This is a genomic window from uncultured Roseovarius sp. (assembly GCF_913054395.1).
Taxonomy (GTDB): Bacteria; Pseudomonadota; Alphaproteobacteria; order Rhodobacterales; family Rhodobacteraceae; genus Roseovarius.
In genome coordinates, this window is the sequence record NZ_CAJXIP010000015.1 from 29,045 (window position 1) to 45,748 (window position 16,704).

The 16,704-nt window shown below is 61.9% G+C and carries 20 protein-coding genes; 12 read left to right on the forward strand and 8 right to left on the reverse strand.

All coding sequences use genetic code 11. The annotated features are described in order from the left end of the window. Positions 1–49: 49 nt before the first annotated feature. Positions 50–1,105, forward strand: a complete 1,056-nt coding sequence (locus tag QZ522_RS03760; protein ID WP_294607667.1) for an ornithine cyclodeaminase — start codon at positions 50–52, stop codon at positions 1,103–1,105. 85 nt (positions 1,106–1,190) lie between these two features. Here QZ522_RS03760 and QZ522_RS03765 read toward each other — a convergent pair whose 3' ends face one another. Then, positions 1,191–1,436 (reverse strand): EF-hand domain-containing protein, encoded by a 246-nt coding sequence (locus QZ522_RS03765; protein ID WP_294607669.1) that lies wholly within the window; start codon positions 1,434–1,436, stop codon positions 1,191–1,193. Between the two features lie 260 nt (positions 1,437–1,696). On the opposite strand from QZ522_RS03765, the gene QZ522_RS03770 reads away from it, so the two are divergent. The 7 genes from QZ522_RS03770 (at position 1,697) to QZ522_RS03800 (ending at position 7,187) form a co-directional block, all read left to right on the forward strand. Continuing rightward, a complete protein-coding gene (locus tag QZ522_RS03770) occupies positions 1,697–2,203 on the forward strand; it encodes an RNA polymerase sigma factor (RefSeq protein WP_294607671.1) in 507 nt (168 codons plus the stop codon). Positions 2,204–2,262: 59 nt separating this feature from the next. Further along, complete coding sequence (locus tag QZ522_RS03775) at positions 2,263–3,153, forward strand: hypothetical protein (RefSeq protein WP_294607673.1); 891 nt, start codon at positions 2,263–2,265, stop codon at positions 3,151–3,153. Between the two features lie 48 nt (positions 3,154–3,201). After that, positions 3,202–4,032, forward strand: a complete 831-nt coding sequence (locus QZ522_RS03780; RefSeq protein WP_294607675.1) for a glycosyltransferase — start codon at positions 3,202–3,204, stop codon at positions 4,030–4,032. A gap of 162 nt (positions 4,033–4,194) precedes the next feature. After that, positions 4,195–5,178 carry a D-erythronate dehydrogenase gene (gene denD / locus QZ522_RS03785; RefSeq protein ID WP_294607678.1) on the forward strand — a complete coding sequence of 328 codons (984 nt, stop codon included), beginning with the start codon at positions 4,195–4,197 and terminating at the stop codon, positions 5,176–5,178. Next, positions 5,178–5,948 (forward strand): TIM barrel protein, encoded by a 771-nt coding sequence (locus QZ522_RS03790; protein WP_294607680.1) that lies wholly within the window; start codon positions 5,178–5,180, stop codon positions 5,946–5,948. Before denD ends, QZ522_RS03790 begins: the two co-directional genes overlap by 1 nt. A 74-nt stretch (positions 5,949–6,022) precedes the next feature. Further along, positions 6,023–6,664 (forward strand): TetR/AcrR family transcriptional regulator, encoded by a 642-nt coding sequence (locus QZ522_RS03795; protein ID WP_294607683.1) that lies wholly within the window; start codon positions 6,023–6,025, stop codon positions 6,662–6,664. Then, positions 6,651–7,187 carry an isochorismatase family protein gene (locus tag QZ522_RS03800; protein WP_294607686.1) on the forward strand — a complete coding sequence of 179 codons (537 nt, stop codon included), beginning with the start codon at positions 6,651–6,653 and terminating at the stop codon, positions 7,185–7,187. The genes QZ522_RS03795 and QZ522_RS03800 overlap by 14 nt, the downstream gene beginning before the upstream one ends. Before the next feature lie 41 nt (positions 7,188–7,228). Here QZ522_RS03800 and QZ522_RS03805 read toward each other — a convergent pair whose 3' ends face one another. Genes QZ522_RS03805 through QZ522_RS03820 form a run of 4 tightly spaced genes read right to left on the reverse strand, consistent with a single transcriptional unit; the run spans position 7,229 to position 11,067 of the window. Continuing rightward, positions 7,229–7,474, reverse strand: a complete 246-nt coding sequence (locus QZ522_RS03805; RefSeq protein ID WP_294607688.1) for a MoaD/ThiS family protein — start codon at positions 7,472–7,474, stop codon at positions 7,229–7,231. A gap of 4 nt (positions 7,475–7,478) precedes the next feature. Further along, positions 7,479–9,728, reverse strand: a complete 2,250-nt coding sequence (locus QZ522_RS03810) for a xanthine dehydrogenase family protein molybdopterin-binding subunit (protein ID WP_294607691.1) — start codon at positions 9,726–9,728, stop codon at positions 7,479–7,481. Next, the gene (locus tag QZ522_RS03815) at positions 9,728–10,207 is read right to left on the reverse strand and encodes a (2Fe-2S)-binding protein (RefSeq protein ID WP_294607695.1); all 480 of its coding nucleotides are present in this window, start codon (positions 10,205–10,207) and stop codon (positions 9,728–9,730) included. Before QZ522_RS03815 ends, QZ522_RS03810 begins: the two co-directional genes overlap by 1 nt. After that, on the reverse strand, positions 10,204–11,067 hold the full coding sequence (locus QZ522_RS03820; protein ID WP_294607696.1) for a xanthine dehydrogenase family protein subunit M: 864 nt from the start codon (positions 11,065–11,067) through the stop codon (positions 10,204–10,206). The genes QZ522_RS03815 and QZ522_RS03820 overlap by 4 nt, the downstream gene beginning before the upstream one ends. A 264-nt stretch (positions 11,068–11,331) precedes the next feature. On the opposite strand from QZ522_RS03820, the gene QZ522_RS03825 reads away from it, so the two are divergent. Further along, entirely contained in the window at positions 11,332–11,544 is a 213-nt protein-coding gene (locus tag QZ522_RS03825) for a hypothetical protein (RefSeq protein ID WP_294607698.1), read from the forward strand. A gap of 1 nt (position 11,545) precedes the next feature. On the opposite strand, the gene QZ522_RS03830 is transcribed toward QZ522_RS03825, so the two are convergent. Both QZ522_RS03830 and QZ522_RS03835 read right to left on the reverse strand, forming a co-directional pair. After that, positions 11,546–12,262 (reverse strand): RlmE family RNA methyltransferase, encoded by a 717-nt coding sequence (locus QZ522_RS03830; protein WP_294607700.1) that lies wholly within the window; start codon positions 12,260–12,262, stop codon positions 11,546–11,548. After that, on the reverse strand, positions 12,262–13,374 hold the full coding sequence (locus QZ522_RS03835; RefSeq protein WP_294607703.1) for a Ppx/GppA phosphatase family protein: 1,113 nt from the start codon (positions 13,372–13,374) through the stop codon (positions 12,262–12,264). The genes QZ522_RS03830 and QZ522_RS03835 overlap by 1 nt, the downstream gene beginning before the upstream one ends. 250 nt (positions 13,375–13,624) lie before the next feature. On the opposite strand from QZ522_RS03835, the gene QZ522_RS03840 reads away from it, so the two are divergent. From QZ522_RS03840 to QZ522_RS03850, 3 genes are read left to right on the forward strand one after another with little or no spacing between them, the layout of a single operon-like run. Further along, the gene (locus tag QZ522_RS03840) at positions 13,625–13,921 is read left to right on the forward strand and encodes a virulence factor (RefSeq protein WP_294607706.1); all 297 of its coding nucleotides are present in this window, start codon (positions 13,625–13,627) and stop codon (positions 13,919–13,921) included. Positions 13,922–13,950: 29 nt separating this feature from the next. Next, positions 13,951–14,877: a methylenetetrahydrofolate reductase gene (locus tag QZ522_RS03845; protein WP_294607709.1), complete on the forward strand. Its 927-nt coding sequence runs from the start codon at positions 13,951–13,953 to the stop codon at positions 14,875–14,877. A gap of 10 nt (positions 14,878–14,887) precedes the next feature. Then, a complete protein-coding gene (locus QZ522_RS03850; RefSeq protein WP_294607713.1) occupies positions 14,888–15,952 on the forward strand; it encodes a dihydropteroate synthase in 1,065 nt (354 codons plus the stop codon). A gap of 101 nt (positions 15,953–16,053) precedes the next feature. Here QZ522_RS03850 and QZ522_RS03855 read toward each other — a convergent pair whose 3' ends face one another. Continuing rightward, positions 16,054–16,659 (reverse strand): response regulator transcription factor, encoded by a 606-nt coding sequence (locus QZ522_RS03855; RefSeq protein ID WP_294607715.1) that lies wholly within the window; start codon positions 16,657–16,659, stop codon positions 16,054–16,056. Between the last annotated feature and the right edge of the window lie 45 nt (positions 16,660–16,704).

Below are 16,704 nucleotides of genomic sequence, written 5' to 3' on the forward strand. Positions count from 1 at the left end.
AGGCCGGGTATCCCGCCCGCCGAACGCCCCACTCACAAGAGGTAACCGCATGACCACCCTGACCCCCTCCGACAAGGCGCTGGTGCCTTTCGTCTCTGTCGACAACATGATGCGCCTTGTCCATCACATCGGGATCGAGCCGATGCTGCGCGGGCTGGCTGACTATATCGAAGCCGATTTCCGCCGCTGGGAGCTGTTTGACAAGACCCCACGCATTGCCAGCCATTCCGCCGAGGGCGTGATCGAGCTTATGCCAACCTCGGATGGCGAGGTTTACGGGTTCAAATACGTCAACGGCCACCCCAAGAACACCGCCGAGGGCTTGCAGACCGTGACCGCCTTTGGCCTTCTGGCGAATGTCGGCAATGGCTATCCGGTGCTGTTGTCGGAAATGACCGTTCTGACGGCACTGCGGACGGCGGCGACCTCGGCGATGGTGGCGAAATACCTTGCCCCCAAGGGCGCCGATACCATGGCGATGATCGGCAATGGCGCGCAATCCGAATTTCAGAGCCTCGCGATGAAGGCGATCTGCGGCATCACAACCGTGCGCCTTTACGACACCGACCCTGCCGCCACCGCCAAGGCCGCGCGCAATCTCTCGGGCATGGGGCTGAGCGTTGTTGCCTGCAACTCCGCCGAGGAAAGCATGGAAGGCGCACAGATCATCACCACCTGCACCGCCGACAAGCAATATGCCACCATCCTGACCGACAACATGGTCGGCGCGGGCGTGCATATCAACGCCATCGGCGGCGATTGCCCCGGCAAAACCGAACTGGCCCCGGCCATCCTGCAACGGGCGGATATTTTCGTGGAATACCCCGAGCAAACCCGTATCGAGGGCGAGATTCAGCAATTGGCCCCCGATCACCCCGTCACCCAGATGTGGGAGGTGATCAACGGCACCGCCAAGGGGCGCCGTTCGCCCGAGCAGATCACCCTGTTCGACAGTGTCGGCTTTGCAATCGAAGATTTCAGTGCCCTGCGCTATGTGCGCGATCACATCGAAGGCAGCGGCCTGTTCATTGATCTTGACCTTTTGGCCGATCCCGACGATCCGCGCGATCTGTTCGGGATGCTGCAACGGGCCGCACCCGCCTGAAGGCACGGCCCGAGACCCCCGATGCCCCTCACCCTCTGGGGAAAGGCGGGGACATGCGGGGGATGACGGTGAACACCCGGTTCACTTACATTTCAGGCAAAAGGCCCTGTTCCTGGCCCGCTGCGATCTCGTCACCGTCAAGCGCGCCGTCGCTGTTGGCGTCGACCTCGGAAAAGGTCTCGGCGCTGATGTCGGGATAGCCAGCCTGGACCTCGCTCACGCTGAGCATGCCATCGCCATTCACGTCAAGCTCGGCCACGGCCTCGCCCATGGCAATCGCCGCATTGGCGAGCACGCCAAGCCCAAGCACAAGTACGATGAATTTGGTCATCTCTGTTCTCCTCTGATCGTCAGGTTGAAAGGCCGCGACAGCCGCGAACCCTACATACAAAGACGCGCGAAGGGCGCGGGGCGTCCCGCCGATACCGCGGTGATGCCCCAACGCGCGGCAGCCCGCCGATAACGCCCCCACAAACCGGCAAAGCCTTGCCCAAAAAGGCCCGCCGCGGCAGATCGGCGGAATCTGCCCATTTGTCAGGCGCGCCCAAACCCGCAAAACTTGGGGAACCTGACCCGAGAGCATTGCATTGCATGGCCTGCCCCGATCAACTCACTGCCCTGATGCCCCATCTGTTGCGCGTGGCCCGACGGCTCTGTCGTAATGGTGACGGGGCGCAGGATCTCTGTCAGGAGGTGCTCTTGAACCTCTGCATCCGGCTTGATGCGGGGGCCGAGATCGACGATTTGCGCGCCTATGCGATGACCGCCCTGCGCAACCAGCACCGTCAGAGGATGCGCCGTGGGGATCTGTCGCTTGGCGCGCCCGAGGTGGTCGAGATCACCCAGCCCGATGCCTTTGACGCCTGCGCCCTAAGCGAGGTCCGCGCCGCCATTGCCCGCCTTCCGGCGCCGCAAGAGCGGCTGATGCGGCTGGTCGCCGCGGGCGAAACAAGCCCCGCCGATCTTGCCCGCCGCACCGGGCTTGCGCCCGGCACGGTCATGTCACGCCTGGCCCGCGCCCGCGCCAGACTGCGCGCCGATCTCGGGTTTGAACGACACCGGCAGTCACACCCCCCGCTGCATCGCCCGCAAACTTGAAGCCACAGATGGAATATGCCATAGGCTCAGCCAAGGTCATGGGATCGAGGAAATCAGCTATGCGTTGTCCGATTGTCACGTCGATACCGCCTGTATTTTCGCGCAGGGATGCGAATGGCCAGGAAATCGGCGATGCCCATCTGAGCGCCTGCATTGAGTCCTGGCGCGCCTGCGGATTTGACCCCGTCACCGTCAATGCCGAGACCGAGGCGCTTCATCCGCTTATCAAAGAGCATGACGTGAAAGTGCTGCGCGTGCCGCGGGATGCATCGGAATTCACCGATCGCCCGCATGTGTTTATGAACGACCTTCTGAATGCAGCCCTGTCCTTGCCGACCGAGCAGATTTTCATCATCAACGCCGATATCGAGCTTGAGATGGACGCACAGGCACAACAGCGCATTGGCACTCTTGGTCCGACCCAGGCGATCGGCGTGCGTCGGCGCGATTATTACGGCGACAAGACTAGGGCGGATGCGCCTTATGACTGTGGCATCGACCTGTTTGGGGCCGGGCGCGAGGCGCTTGCGAATATCGACTGTGGCCAGTTGATCTATGGCATGCCCTGGTGGGATCATTACCTGCCGCTGATGCTGTTATGGCATAATTGCGAATTTCGTCCAGGAACGGGCATCAAGATTTGGCACCTTGCCCATGAAGGACGCTGGAACAAGAAACAGTTTATCCGCTCCGGTCAGGAGTTCCGCCGCCTACTTGAGGCCGCCGATCCAAGCCTGAGACAAAATGCTTTCGTCAACAAGCACGTGGCGGAATTGGCGCGGATTGGGCGGGGGCACTATGGCTCGTCCGCCATTCGCGCGGTTGAGGCGCGGCTTTTTGCAATGCTGCTGCCCATGTCCAACACCCACACCCGCCGGATGCTGCGCGCAACATCGCTGCATAACACTTTGCTTTTGAACGAGATTGCAGGATGCCCCCAAGATGCGTAGTCGCCCGCACGACGCCGCATTTGGCACGGTTTTAACGGGCAGCGCAGCATGATGGAGTTCGCCATCATCATTCCGGTATTCAATGCCGGCCCCAAGATCGCACGCACCATCGAAAGCCTGCTGTCGCAGACCGCGCTTGCCACCGGTGAGGCGCGACTGACCTGCCTTGTGATCGACGGGGCTTCGAGCGATGACACGCTTGATCATGTGCGCGGCTTTAATGATCCCCGCATCACCATCCTGTCGGAAACAGATAGTGGCATGTATGATGCCCTTGCCAAGGGGCTTGCGCGCGCAAGTGGCGATGTCACCGGCTATCTTCCCGCAGGCGAAGTGTTTGATCCCCACGCCTTTTCCGTAATCACTGAGGTGCTGACGCGCTATCCCGACATCCATTGGATCACCGGGCACGAGGTAACGCGCAACGAAAAGCGCCAAGTCATCAACTGTCGGCTGCCGCATCCGTTTTGCCGCTCGTTTTTCGACTGCGGCATGTACGGCACGCGGCTTACGGTCCTGCAACAGGAAAGCACCCTTTGGCGCAGCGGTATGAATGCGCATTTCGATCTCGAAAAGCTCGCGGCATGCAAGCTAGCAGGTGATTATTTCCTGTGGCGTACGCTTGCGCGTCATCAAGAGCTTTACGTGTTGGATACTCATATTGGGTCATTCACGGTCGAACCCGATCAACTTTCAAAGCAGACCCCCGGCGGGTATCGACGCGAGATTCGCGCCCTGCGCCGTCGCCCGCACCTTTGGGAGCGGCTTCATGCGCTGCTTTATCGCCAATATGTCAAACGCACCCGCCCCGGCAAAACAGCGCCGCGCATGGTGCGCTATGACCATGGCCGCCAGCAGTGGCTCTTGACCAGGGGGTGAGAACGCTCAGGTGGCGGGCAGCCCCAAGGCCCGGTCAGCCTGCGGGCTAATGACAAGGGGGGTATTTCGCCTTATGCAATCCATGCGGTCTGGCGCGCGTATCCCGTCGCTCTTGCCTGTGACCTCATCGGCCATGGCCCCGCTGCGTGGAAGGATGATCAAATGCGCATACTCGTCACCGGCGCCGCCGGATTCATCGGCCGCATGGTCGTGGGGGCCCTTGCAGGCCGGGACACTCTCACGCTGAACGGGCGCGACCGGCGCATTTCGGCAATCCTTGCCTGTGACATGGACGAAGCCCCGCTTGGCGATCTTGCGAACACCCGCCGCCGTGTGCATGCCCTGCCCGGCCCGCTTTCTGATCCCGCGATACTGGCCCGCATAAAAGAGGATGCCCCCGAGCTTGTCATCCACCTTGCCGCCGTGGTCTCGGGTCAGGCCGAGGCGGATTTCGATCTTGGCATGGCCGTGAACCTGCAATCGACCATCGAGTTGATCAACGCCTGCCGCGCCATGGCCCGCGCGCCGGTGTTTGTTTTTTCCTCATCGGTGGCGGTGTTTTCCTGCGCCGGGAACGGCACGATTTCCGAAGACACCCTGCCCGCGCCTCTTTCGTCCTATGGCACGCAAAAGCTGATCGGGGAATTATTGGTGCGCGATGCCACCCGCAAAGGGTTCATTCTGGGCCGAAGCCTTCGGTTTCCGACGATTTCCGTGCGCCCCGGCGTGCCCAACAAGGCCGCATCAGGTTTTGCCAGCGGCATCATCCGCGAACCGCTTGCGGGCGAGCAGGCGCTATTGCCGGTGGCGGGCGATCTGCGGCTTCACCTTGCCTCGCCCGCCAAGGCGGTGGAGTATACGCTTGCGGCCTGCGGCCTTGATCAGGATGCGCTTGGCGGTGACACGACCATCACCCTGCCCGGCATTAGCGTGCGTGTGCAAGAGATGCTCGACACCCTGCGCGCCCTTGCGGGCAATGAGGTTGCCGACCGGGTGACCCCCGCACCCGATGCCGCCATTTCCGCCATCGTCAATAGCTGGCCGGGCGCGATCGTCACACCGCGCGCCCGCGCGCTTGGCTTTTCCCCCGACACCGCCTTTGCCGACCTTGTTCAGCAACACTTGGCTGACATGGGCCGGACCTGATGCGCTTTTCTGCGAACCTCGGCTTTCTGTTCACCGACCGGCCCCTGCCCGAGGCAATTCATGCCGCCCATAAGGCCGGGTTTGACGCGGTGGAATGTCATTTTCCCTATGGCATCCCCGCCTCCGAAGTGGCCCAAGCGCTGCGCGACACCGGCCTGCCGATGCTTGGCATCAATACCTGGCCGGGGGATCGTGGCGCAGGCGATTTTGGCCTTGCCGCGCTTGTCGGGCGCGAGGATGAGGCGCGTGCGGCTATTGATCAGGCGATTGATTACGCGTCGCAAATAGACGCCACTGCTGTGCACGTCATGGCCGGAATCACCGATGGCGGGGCCCTTGCCGAGACCTGTTTTCGCGCCAACCTTGCCTACGCCAGCGATCAGGCCGCCGCGCATGGGATTGCCATCCTGATCGAGCCGATCAACCAACGCGACGTGCCTGGCTATCATCTGTCGTCCTCGGATCATGCCGCGCGGATCATCACCGAACTTGGGCGCAAAAACCTCAGGCTGATGTTTGATTGCTATCACCTTCAGATTATCGAAGGCGACCTTTTCACACGTTTTCAGGCAGTGCGCCCGCTCATCGGTCACGTGCAATTCGCCGCTGTGCCTGATCGGGGTGAACCAGACGCGGGCGAAGTCAATTACGCCTGGCTTTTACCCGCTATGGTCAAGGCGGGCCATACCGCGCCCTTTGGCGCCGAATACCGACCACGCGGCGCAACGACCGCCGAGGGGCTTGGCTGGATCGGGGCATTTCGGGGTTAGAGGCTTGGCAATCCGTGGGCCTGCGTGCTAGCAATCGAACAGCGTTCGAATTCACGAAAAGCGACATCCGCCTGATGCCATCTCCCCGCCCCAGACGTCCGCGAGCCGATACGCCGGACAAGCGCGCGCTTATTCTTGAGGCGGCGGCACAGGTCTTTGCCGATGTCGGGCTTGAAGGCGCAAGCCTACGTGCCGTTGCCGCGCGCGCAGGCTATGCCCCCGCCGCGCTTTATTTCCACTTTGCGTCAAAAGAAGCACTTTACGCCGAGGTGCTTATGGCCTCGCTGGCACGGCTTGGTGCGGCGACCATTGCCGACAGTGATGCCGACAGATGCGCGGTGACGCGCCTCAAGGCGGCGGCGATGGCTTTTTTCACCTATTACGCCGATCATCCGCGCGATCTTGACCTTGGGTTTTACCTGTTTCGCGGCGGAATGAAGCCCGCCGGCCTTGGGCGTGACCGCGACGAGGCCCTCAATAGCGCCCTCGAAGCCGCGCTTGCGCCAATCGAGCGGGCGGCGATTGATCTTGGCACGTCGCGCGATGAGGCCAGGCTTTTGACCGTTGACATCTTTGCCCATGCCGCCGGATTACTCTTGCTGCTGCACACAGGACGCATTCGTATGTTCGGCGCCTCCGCACCGCATATGATGGAGCGCTATATCACCGAAAAAACCGCCGCCCTGTTGAAAGGAACAGCCCATGCTGACACTTGACGCGCGCACTTCGCATCTTCTGGCGATCGACTTTCAGGCGCGGCTTATGCCCGCCATCCATGACAGCGCACCTGTGGTGCAGAACGCCAACCGCCTGTTGCTTGCGGCCCGGCGGCTTGGCCTGCCCGTCACCTATACCGAACAGAACCCAAAGGGCCTTGGCTCCACCCTGCCCGAACTTGCACCGGAGCCGGGTGAAATAGTGCTGCACAAGATGACATTCGATGCCTGCCGCACAGCGGGTGTGGCCGCGCATCTTGACGGCAACGCCGCACTGGTCGTGATGGGCTGTGAGGCGCATGTCTGCGTGCTTCAGACGGTCCTTGGTCTCTTGTCAGGGGGGCGTCGCGTCTATGTGGTGGCAGACGCCATCGGGTCGCGTATGGAAGAAAATCGCCGCGCCGCACTGGGGCGTATGGCGCATCACGGGGCTGAGATCCTGACCACGGAAATGGTGATCTTCGAGTGGCTGGCAAGCGCCGAGCACCCCGATTTCCGTGACATTGTGAAGCTGGTTAAGTAGATTTAAAACAAAGGCATAACTGGCGCTTCTAATGCGATACATCAACCACCCTTGAGACGGCGCAGCAAGACCACCTCGCTATCCTCGGAAATCGGGGTGAACCAGCTGTCGTTATAGACACGCCCGTCAATCGCCACGGAAATCCCGCGCTCAAGCTGGGGGCGCAGGCCGGGATATTTCCCGGCCAACCCATCCAGCAGATCGCGCAGGGTATCGGCCTTGATCTCTACCTCGGTTTGCCCCTCGGTAAATTCGGCCAGCGACCCCCAGACGCGCACCTTGACCATCGCTTTACGCGCCTTTTTGCCCCTGAATGGCGGCAAGCACGCGCGGCGGTGACATCGGCAGGTCGGTCATCCGAACCCCCGCCGCCGCTGAGACCGCATTGGCAATCGCCGCGAGCGGCGGCACGATTGGCGTCTCACCAACCCCACGCACACCATACGGATGCCCCGGGTTGGCGATCTCAAGGATCACCGTGTCGATCATCGGCAGGTCCGAGGCGACAGGAATACGGTAATCGAGGAATCCGGCATTTTGCAGAATGCCATCCTCGCCATAGATATATTCCTCGTTCAGCGCCCAGCCGATGCCCTGCACTGCACCGCCCTGAAACTGTCCTTCGACATAGGCCGGATGCACCGCCTTGCCGGCGTCCTGAAACACCGTATAGCGCAGGATCTTTGTCGAGCCCGTGTCGGGATCAACCTCGACATCCACCATATGGGTGCCAAAGCTGACGCCCGCACCTTCGGCATTGACCTCGTAATGCCCGGCAATCGGCCCGCCTGTATTGCTGGCGATGGCGGCGATTTCCTTAAGGGTCATGGGATCGTGCTTGCCCGCATTCGGCCCCGCAGGACGCGCGGCCCCGTCGACCCATTCGACCGCCTCTTCGTCGATCCCCCAGACCATCGCGGCGCGTTTGCACATCTCGCGCTTGGCATTGCGCGCCGCCTCGATCGTGGCCAGGCCAACCGCAAAGGTCACCCGAGAGCCGTCAGTGACCTCGTTCTGACCAAGCGATCCGGTATCGGCGATGATCGTGCGGACCTTGTCGTAGGGAATGCCAAGCTCTTCTGCCGCCATCATCGTCATCGAGGCGCGCGACCCGCCGATATCGGGGTTGCCCTCGGACACGGTGACCGTCCCGTCAGGCGTGATATTCAGCGTTACACAGGTATCGCCGCCAAAGTTGAACCAAAAGCCGCAGGCCACGCCCCGGCCCTGGTTTTCCCCCAAAGGAGCGCCCCAATGCGGATGCGCCTTTGCCGCCTCAAGCGTCGCCTCAAGGCCGATCGCCGGAAAGGTCGGCCCGTAAGACGCCAAGGTGCCCTCGCGCGCCGCGTTCTTCAGGCGCACCTCAAGCGGATCAAGGCCAAAGCCCTTGGCCAGCTCATCCACCGCGCTTTCAACGGCGAAGGCCGCCATCGGCGCGCCCGGAGCGCGGTAAGCGGCCGCTTTGGGCCGGTTGGTCACCACGTCAAAACCGACGGTCTTGACGTTTTCAAGGTCATAGGGCGCAAAGGCCGACATCGAGCCCATATCGACCGGCGAGCCGGGATAGGCGCCGCCCTGATATCGCAATTGCGCGTAACCGGCGGTGATGCGGCCATCCCTGGTCATGCCGAGCTTGATATCAATCGAGCTTGACGAGGTCGGCCCGGTGGCGCGCAGTACCTCGGAGCGGGTCATCACCATCTTTACGGGGCGCCCGGCAAGTTTCGACAGCATCAGCGCGACAGGTTCAAGAAAGACCGTGGTCTTGCCGCCAAAACCGCCGCCGATCTCGCTTGCGGTCACGCGAAGCTGCCCCTGCTCCATGCCAAGGATCGCCGCGCAGGTGTTGCGCACCATGTAATGGCCTTGGGTACAACCCCATAGATCGGCCTGCCCGTCCGGGCCCATCGTCGCCAAACAGGCATGCGGCTCGATATACCCCTGATGGGTGGCGCCGGTGCGATAGGTCCGCTCGACCACGCGATCGGCCTCGGCCAGGCCCTTGTCGATATCGCCATGGCCGAACTCGACCCGCGACATCACGTTTTGCGAATAACCTTCGGGCACGGTCTCGTCCTGTCGGCCCGCGTGCAGAACCGGCGCGCCGGGCTGCATGGCGGCATCGACATCGCTCACATGCGGCAAGACCTCGTATTCGACCTCGATCAGGCGCAGCGCCTTTCGCGCCACGGCAGCGCTTGAGGCGGCAACGGCGGCCACCGCATGCCCATCGTAAAGCGCCTTGTCGCCAGCCATGCAATTGTCAAGAATATCGGCCACGGCATCGGGCACTGTCCCGAAATCGGCGCGTGTTACCACCGCTTTGACGCCGGGCAGGGCCCGCGCTTTCGCGGTGTCGATCTTCACGATCCGGGCATGGGCATGCGGGCTGCGCAGCACGCGCCCCGTCAGCATGCCGGGGGCCACGATATCGGCGCCAAACCGGGCGCGGCCGGTTACCTTGTCAATGCCGTCCGGGCGCAGCGGGCGCGTGCCGACAACCTTGAAGGTCCGGGATTTGTCTGAGCTGTCCAATGCCATCACGAAGCCCTCCGCAGATCCGCCGCCGTTTCCATCACGGCGCGGATGATTTTGTCATATCCGGTGCAGCGGCAGAGATTTCCCGCCAGCCAATAGCGCACCTCTTCCTCTGTCGGATCGGGGTTCTTTTCCAACAGCGACTTCGCCGCCACAAGGATCCCCGGCGTGCAGATGCCGCATTGCAGGGCGGCCATCTCGATGAACTTCTGTTGCAACGGGTGAAGCTGATCACCCGTTGCCATGCCCTCGATGGTGGCGACCTCGCGGCCTTCGGCCTCGGCGCCAAGCATCAGGCACGAACAGACAAGCCGCCCGTCGACCGTGACCGAACAGGCCCCGCAATCGCCGGTGCCACAGCCCTCTTTTGAGCCGGTCATGCCAAGCCGGTCGCGCAGCACATCCAGAAGCGTGTCTTCGGCCTCGCAGAGGAATTCCGTGACGTCGCCATTGATGGTGGTCTTTACGTGGATCTGGCTCATGCCGGTTCTCCTTTTGCACGGGTTGCGGCGATCAGCGCCACACGGCGGGCCAGAACGCCCGCAACATGGCGGCGGAAATCGACCGTGCCGCGTTTGTCGTCAATCGGGCTGGCCGCTGCCGAACAGGCCTCTGCCAGATCGTCGAGCGCGCTATCGTCAAGCGTGCGGCCAAGGATCGCCTCAGCGGCGGGATCGACTAGCATCACCTTGGGACCGACCGCCCCAAGCGCGACGCGCGCCGATGTGACCTTGCCCGCCCCGTCAAGCGCAAGCGAGACGCCACAGCCGACAACGGCGATATCCATCTCGGTGCGCGGGATAAAGCGCAGATAGGCGTCACTTGCCCCTGCCCCCTTTGCGGGCAGAAACACCGAGGCGATGAATTCACCCGGCGCCAGAGTGGTCTTGCCAGGGCCTGCGGGCACCTCGACCACCGGCACATCACGGGTGCCGTTCGGGCCAACGATCCGCACGCTGGCATTTGCCGCGACCATCGCGGGGACGCTATCAGCGGCTGGCGAGGCATTGCAGAGGTTGCCCGCCAGTGTCGCGCGGCCCTGTACCTGGGTCGAGCCGATAAGACCGACCGCCTCGACCACACCGGGCCAGTCGGCGGCAAGGGCGGCATGCTCGCCCATTTCGGCCCCCGACACGGCCGCGCCGATGCGCCAGCCGCCGTCCTCAGGCGTGATATCCTTCATGCCAGCAATCCGCTTGATATCGACCACAAGGTCGGGCTCAAGCATCTCGGCGCGCAGTTTCACCAGCAAATCCGTGCCCCCGGCCAGAACATAAGCCCCGTCAACCGTAGCCAATAGATCAATCGCGGCCTCAATGCTTTGTGGCGCTTCATATCGCATCCGTGCAGTCCTTTTCCTGTGTACGGCCCCTGGCCGCTTCGGGTCAGACTCGGGGTCGCTTTGGCGTGACTATCTCGCAACTTGCGGCGGGGTGCAAACAACTCTGCGACACTGTGCCGGTCACAGGCGGCACGCCGTCAAGGCAGCAATCCCTGCACCAACCGGCCCCTGCCACGCTATGGCACCGATGCTGAACCAAAACCGCCTTAATCTTATGGCAAGACAGATCCGTCATGTTGGATTGCCAAAGCCAAGAGGTTTGTCATGTCTTTCGAAGCTCCGCTTCCATCGGTCCGGCAAAAACCGCCGCGCCATGCGCTCTTGTTTGAGCTGATCCGCCAGCGCAGCGTGGCGAAATACGTCAATCACCGCATATCGAAACAACCGCCTGCCGACCCGGCGGACCTTATGCATCTCGCGCATGTGGCGCAACGTTCGCTCGGCATTTCCGCCGGGCGGCAGGCCCCGCCCCGTTAGCCTAGCCGCGAAACCCGGTGGCGACGACGAATTTCTCGGAACTGTCGGCGCGTGACGCGGGCGGCTTGACGTTGGCCACCTTGTCAAAGCGCTGCTTCAAAAGCTTCTGCAACTCACCCTCGGCGCCCCCGGCCAGAACCTTTGACACGAAGGTTCCGCCGATCTCTAGCACATCGAAAGCAAGGTAAGCCGCCGCCTCGCAAAGCGCGATGATGCGCAAATGGTCGGTCTGCTTGTGCCCCGAGCTTGACGCCGCCATATCCGACATCACCACATCGGCCTTGCCGCCAAGCCATTCCTTGACCTTGATATCGGCGTCATCGGCCATGAAATCTAGCTGATGGATTTCGCAGCCAGGAATCGGTTCTACCTCTTGCAGATCAACCCCGAGGATGCGCCCCACCGCCTTGCCCTGCTTTTCACCGAGGGCATTGACCCGCGGCACCGCCACCTGGCACCAGCCCCCCGGCGCACAGCCAAGATCGACAATCCGCGCCCCTGGCACCAGAAAGCGGAACTTGTCATCCAGTTCCATAATCTTGAAGGCCGCGCGTCCGCGGTATCCCTCGACCTGTGCGCGCTTGACGTAAGGGTCGTTCAACTGCCGCTGAAGCCAGCGTGTCGACGAGGCCCTGCGCCCGCGCGCGGTTTTCACCTTCACGGTCAGGTCGCGCTGTCCGCGCCCCGAGGTGTTCTTGCCATCCGGTGTCTTGGCCATCAGTCTGTCCCGTCCTTGAAAACCCCATCCGCCGCCATCTGGGCGTAGAGCATACCCTCGCGCAAACCGCGATCTGCCACCGACAGGCGGTCGGTTGGCCAGCACCGCAAAAGCGCCTGCAAAATTGCCGCCCCGGACATGATCAACGCCTGTCGGTCAAGCCCGATCCGCGGATCGGCCCGCCGCCCCGCCGGGCCGAGCGCCAGATAGCTGCGGATCACGCGGTCGATCTCGTCACTGGTCATGGTCAGCCCGTCCACCTTGTTGCGATCATATCGCTTGAGGCCAAGGTGGCTGGCGGCGACGGTCGTGACCGTGCCGCTGGTGCCGACAATCTGAAAACCTTCGCGCTTTTGCTCGTCCTTGTAAGGCGCGAATTCGGCGAGGTTTTCCTCGAAGTACCAACTCATCAGGGCAAAGCGCGCTGAATCGTCCTCGACATCGCGGAACTGATCGCGGAGCGTCGCCACCCCGAGGGGCACGCTGATCCAGTCCACCACCCGCGCCGCCGCAAACCGCGTGTCACAGGCGTTGAACCCCAGATGCATCCGCATGATCGCGCGCCGCCGTTCGGCACGGGGCACGCCGGTCAGGTCGATCCAGACGAGTTCGGTCGAGCCGCCACCGATATCGACCACCAGAAGCTGATCGGTATTGGGGCTGACAAGCGGCGCGCAGGACACGACCGCAAGCTGTGCCTCTTCCTGCGGCGCGATGATATCCAGCCGCAGCCCGGTCTCGCGTTCGACCCGCTTCATGAAATCGGCGCCATTGGTTGCGCGACGGCAGGCCTCGGTCGCGACAAGGCGCATCTGCTTGACGCGGTGACGCTTGAGCTTTTGCTTGCAGACCCGAAGCGCCTGAATGGTCCGGTAGATCGACGAACGGGACAACCGCCCCGAATTTTCAAGCCCGGCGCCAAGCTGAACCGACTTTGAAAAGCTGTCCACGACTTTAAACTGGTTGCCCTTGGGTTGGGCAATCAGCATACGACAACTGTTTGTTCCAAGATCAAGCGCCGCATAAAGCGGCATCTGATCCGGCAGGCTCAGTGCGGGGCTCTCAACCGGTTTCGGGATCGCGCCCGCACTTTCGGGACGCTTGGGCGCCATTACGACACGCCCTCCATTTCAAGTTGCCCCCAAGGTAGTGGCTTACGTGTCCCCGTGCAAGCGCTGCGAGGGCCACGATCACGATCATCGATAACGTTGATGAATATTTTTCGCATCACCGCCTGTGGCCCCGCCAATGCGCCGCGGTTATTGTCGCCACGTCGCATGACGTCCCAGTTCTGTCGAAATCAAACCCTGCACCGGGGTCCTGCTGCATTAGGTAATGGCCTTGAGGAAAAAGGAATCAGCCATGGTTGACGTCACCATCGTCTACTGGCGGGACATCCCCGCACAGGTCATTGCCGGGAAAGGCCGTCGCGGCAGCAAGGTACAGCTGCCCGAACGCTTTGAGCAGGCAATTGACCGCGCCGCCATGAAGACCGGCGCGGCAGGCACCGACGACTATCTCGCCGAATGGCGCAAGGCCGATCCCTATACCGTTGACGGAGATCAGGATGAGGTCGCCAAATCAGAGGCGGCCCGGCTTGATGCAGAGTATGATCAGGACCGTATCAAGGCCTTGATTGCCAATAATGGCTGGGCGTGATGCGCCCCGGATCGCTATGGGAGGCCACAATGGCTTTGTTGAATTTCAAGAAGCGTGAAAAGACCGTCGCACCGGCCAGTGGCCAGCTTGAGGCGTTTTTGCAGGGCTATTCGATCGAGGTGATGCCGCGCACCGCCGAGAAGGTCGAGAACTTTCGCGATCTGCTGCCGACCGGCACCCGCGTCTATATCGCCCATATCGAGGGCACCCCGATCGAAGACATGGTCGCCACGGCCAAGCGCCTGGCCACCGACGGCTATCCGGTGATGCCGCATTTCCCGGCGCGGATCATCAAGGACAAGGCCACGCTGACCGACTGGATCGCGCGCTATCAAGGCGAAGCGGGTGTCGATCAGGCGCTTCTGCTGGCCGGTGGCGTCGCAGAGCCGCATGGCGACTTTGAGTCGTCGATGCAACTGCTGGAAAGCGGCGAATTTGACCGTGCGGGCTTCAAGCGGCTGCATGTGGCCGGCCACCCCGAAGGCAACAAGGATATCGACCCCAAGGGTGGCATGCAAAACGTCATGGACGCACTGCGCTGGAAACAGAAATTCAACGAGACCACCGATGCCGAAATGGCCCTGGCGACACAGTTTGCCTTTGACGCCAAGCCGATCATCAAATGGGCCGACGACCTTGCCGCCGCCGGGATCACCCTGCCGATCCATATCGGCATTGCGGGTCCGGCCAAGCTTCAGACGCTGATCAAGTTCGCGATTGCCTGTGGTGTCGGCCCCTCTCTCAAGGTGCTGCAAAAGCGTGCAATGGATGTTACCAAGCTCTTGCTGCCCTACGAACCGAACGACGTGTTGAACGAGCTGGCCGCCCACAAGGCCGCCAACCCGGATTTCAACATTGAAAAGGTCCATTTCTTCCCGCTTGGCGGGATCAAGGCGAATGCCAACTGGGCCATCGAAAACGGCGGCGACGCCGGCAAACCTGCAAACGCATCTTGAAGGACCAGATATGACTCGCACCATCGTCGAGAGCAAAACCAAAACCGCCGTTATCGGCTTTGACGAGCCGTTCTGCGTGATCGGTGAGCGGATCAACCCCACGGGCCGCAAGAAACTGGCCGCCGAGCTTGAAGCGGGCGATTTCTCGACCGTGGAGGCCGACGCGATTGCCCAGGCCGCGGCCGGTGCCACCGTTCTCGATATCAATGCGGGTGTGGTCTACAACTCCAACCCCAACCCGAACGAGACCGAACCGCCGCTGATGACCAAGATCGTCGAGCTGGTTCAGGGCTTGGTCGATCTGCCGCTCTGCATCGATAGCTCGGTGCCGGCAGCGCTCGAAGCGGGGCTCAAGGCCTGCGAAGGCCGCCCGCTTCTGAACTCGGTCACCGGTGAAGAGGATCGGCTTGAATACGTTCTGCCGCTGGTCAAGAAGTACAATGTTCCGGTCGTCGCCATCTCTAACGACGACACCGGCATTTCCGAAGATCCCGATGTTCGCTTTGAGGTCGCCAAGAAGATCGTTCAGCGCGCCGCCGATTTCGGCATTCCCGCGCATGACATCGTGGTTGACCCGCTGGTCATGCCCGTCGGCGCCATGAGCACCGCCGGCCTTCAGGTCTTTACCCTCGTGCGCCGCCTGCGCGACGAGCTTGGTGTGAATACGACCTGTGGCGCCTCGAACATCAGCTTTGGCTTGCCCAACCGTCACGGCATCAACAACGCCTTCCTGCCGATGGCCATCGCCGCCGGCATGACCAGCGCCATCATGAACCCGATTGCCCTGCCGGTGAAACAGGCCGAGATCGAGGCCAAGAAGGCCGAAGTCGCTGCCACAGGGCTTGTCCTGCCGGCCGATATGGACGACGAAACCTTCTGTCAGCTGTTCGGCCTCGGATCGACCAAACCGCGCGCGGGCAAGGAAATGGAGGCCATCATGGCGGCCAACTTCCTGACCGACAACGACCCGCATGGCGGCAATTGGATCCGATTCAACAAAGCGCCGCCGAAACCCGGCGAAGCGGTCCGCACCGGCGGACGCGCGGGCAGCCGCAGCAGAAGCCGCCGCGCCTGAGCCAAAGCCCGGCCAAACGATCAAAGGCCTCGTCCGTGACGAGGCCTTTTTCGTTTAACAACAGACTATTAGAAGACTGACCTGATGTTGATATTCCACCTTCAAGTCAACCCCATATCCCGCGCCAACATGGCCGCATGGGTCCGGTTTTTCGCCTTGAGTTTACGCGACATCGTCTTGAGGTGAAGCTTGACCGTCACCTCCTGTATATCGAGATCACGGGCGATTTCCTTGTTGGATTTCCCCTCGGAAATCCCGACCAGAACATCGCTTTCCCTCGGTGTAAGGCTGACCTGATCAAGGTCCTCGTCGCCCTGGCTAAGAAAGTCGAGCGGCTTGTATATCTCGCCCAGAAGCATGTGGCGCACCGCCGAAACAAGCAATTTCGGATCAAGCGTCTTGGGCAGAAAACCGGCCGCGCCAGACCGAAGCGCCCGCCGCGCCACATCCGGCGGCGCGGTCCCCGACAGAATCGCCACCGGGCAGGACGCCCGCGCCTTCATCTGCGCAAGGCCGGACAGCCCATCCATGCCAGGCATCAGCAGATCAAGCAGCACAAGGTCAAACGGACCGTGAGTTTCATAACATTCAAACGCCATACTCAGAGAATTGGCGGCATGAACTTCGAAATTTCCCTGACCGCGCAGAAATTCCGCGATGGTTTCACGAACAAGATCATGATCATCGGCCAGCAAAAGTTTTTTCATTCGTCTTACTTTCGAATGTCACAATGGCTTCAATATAATCCCAAC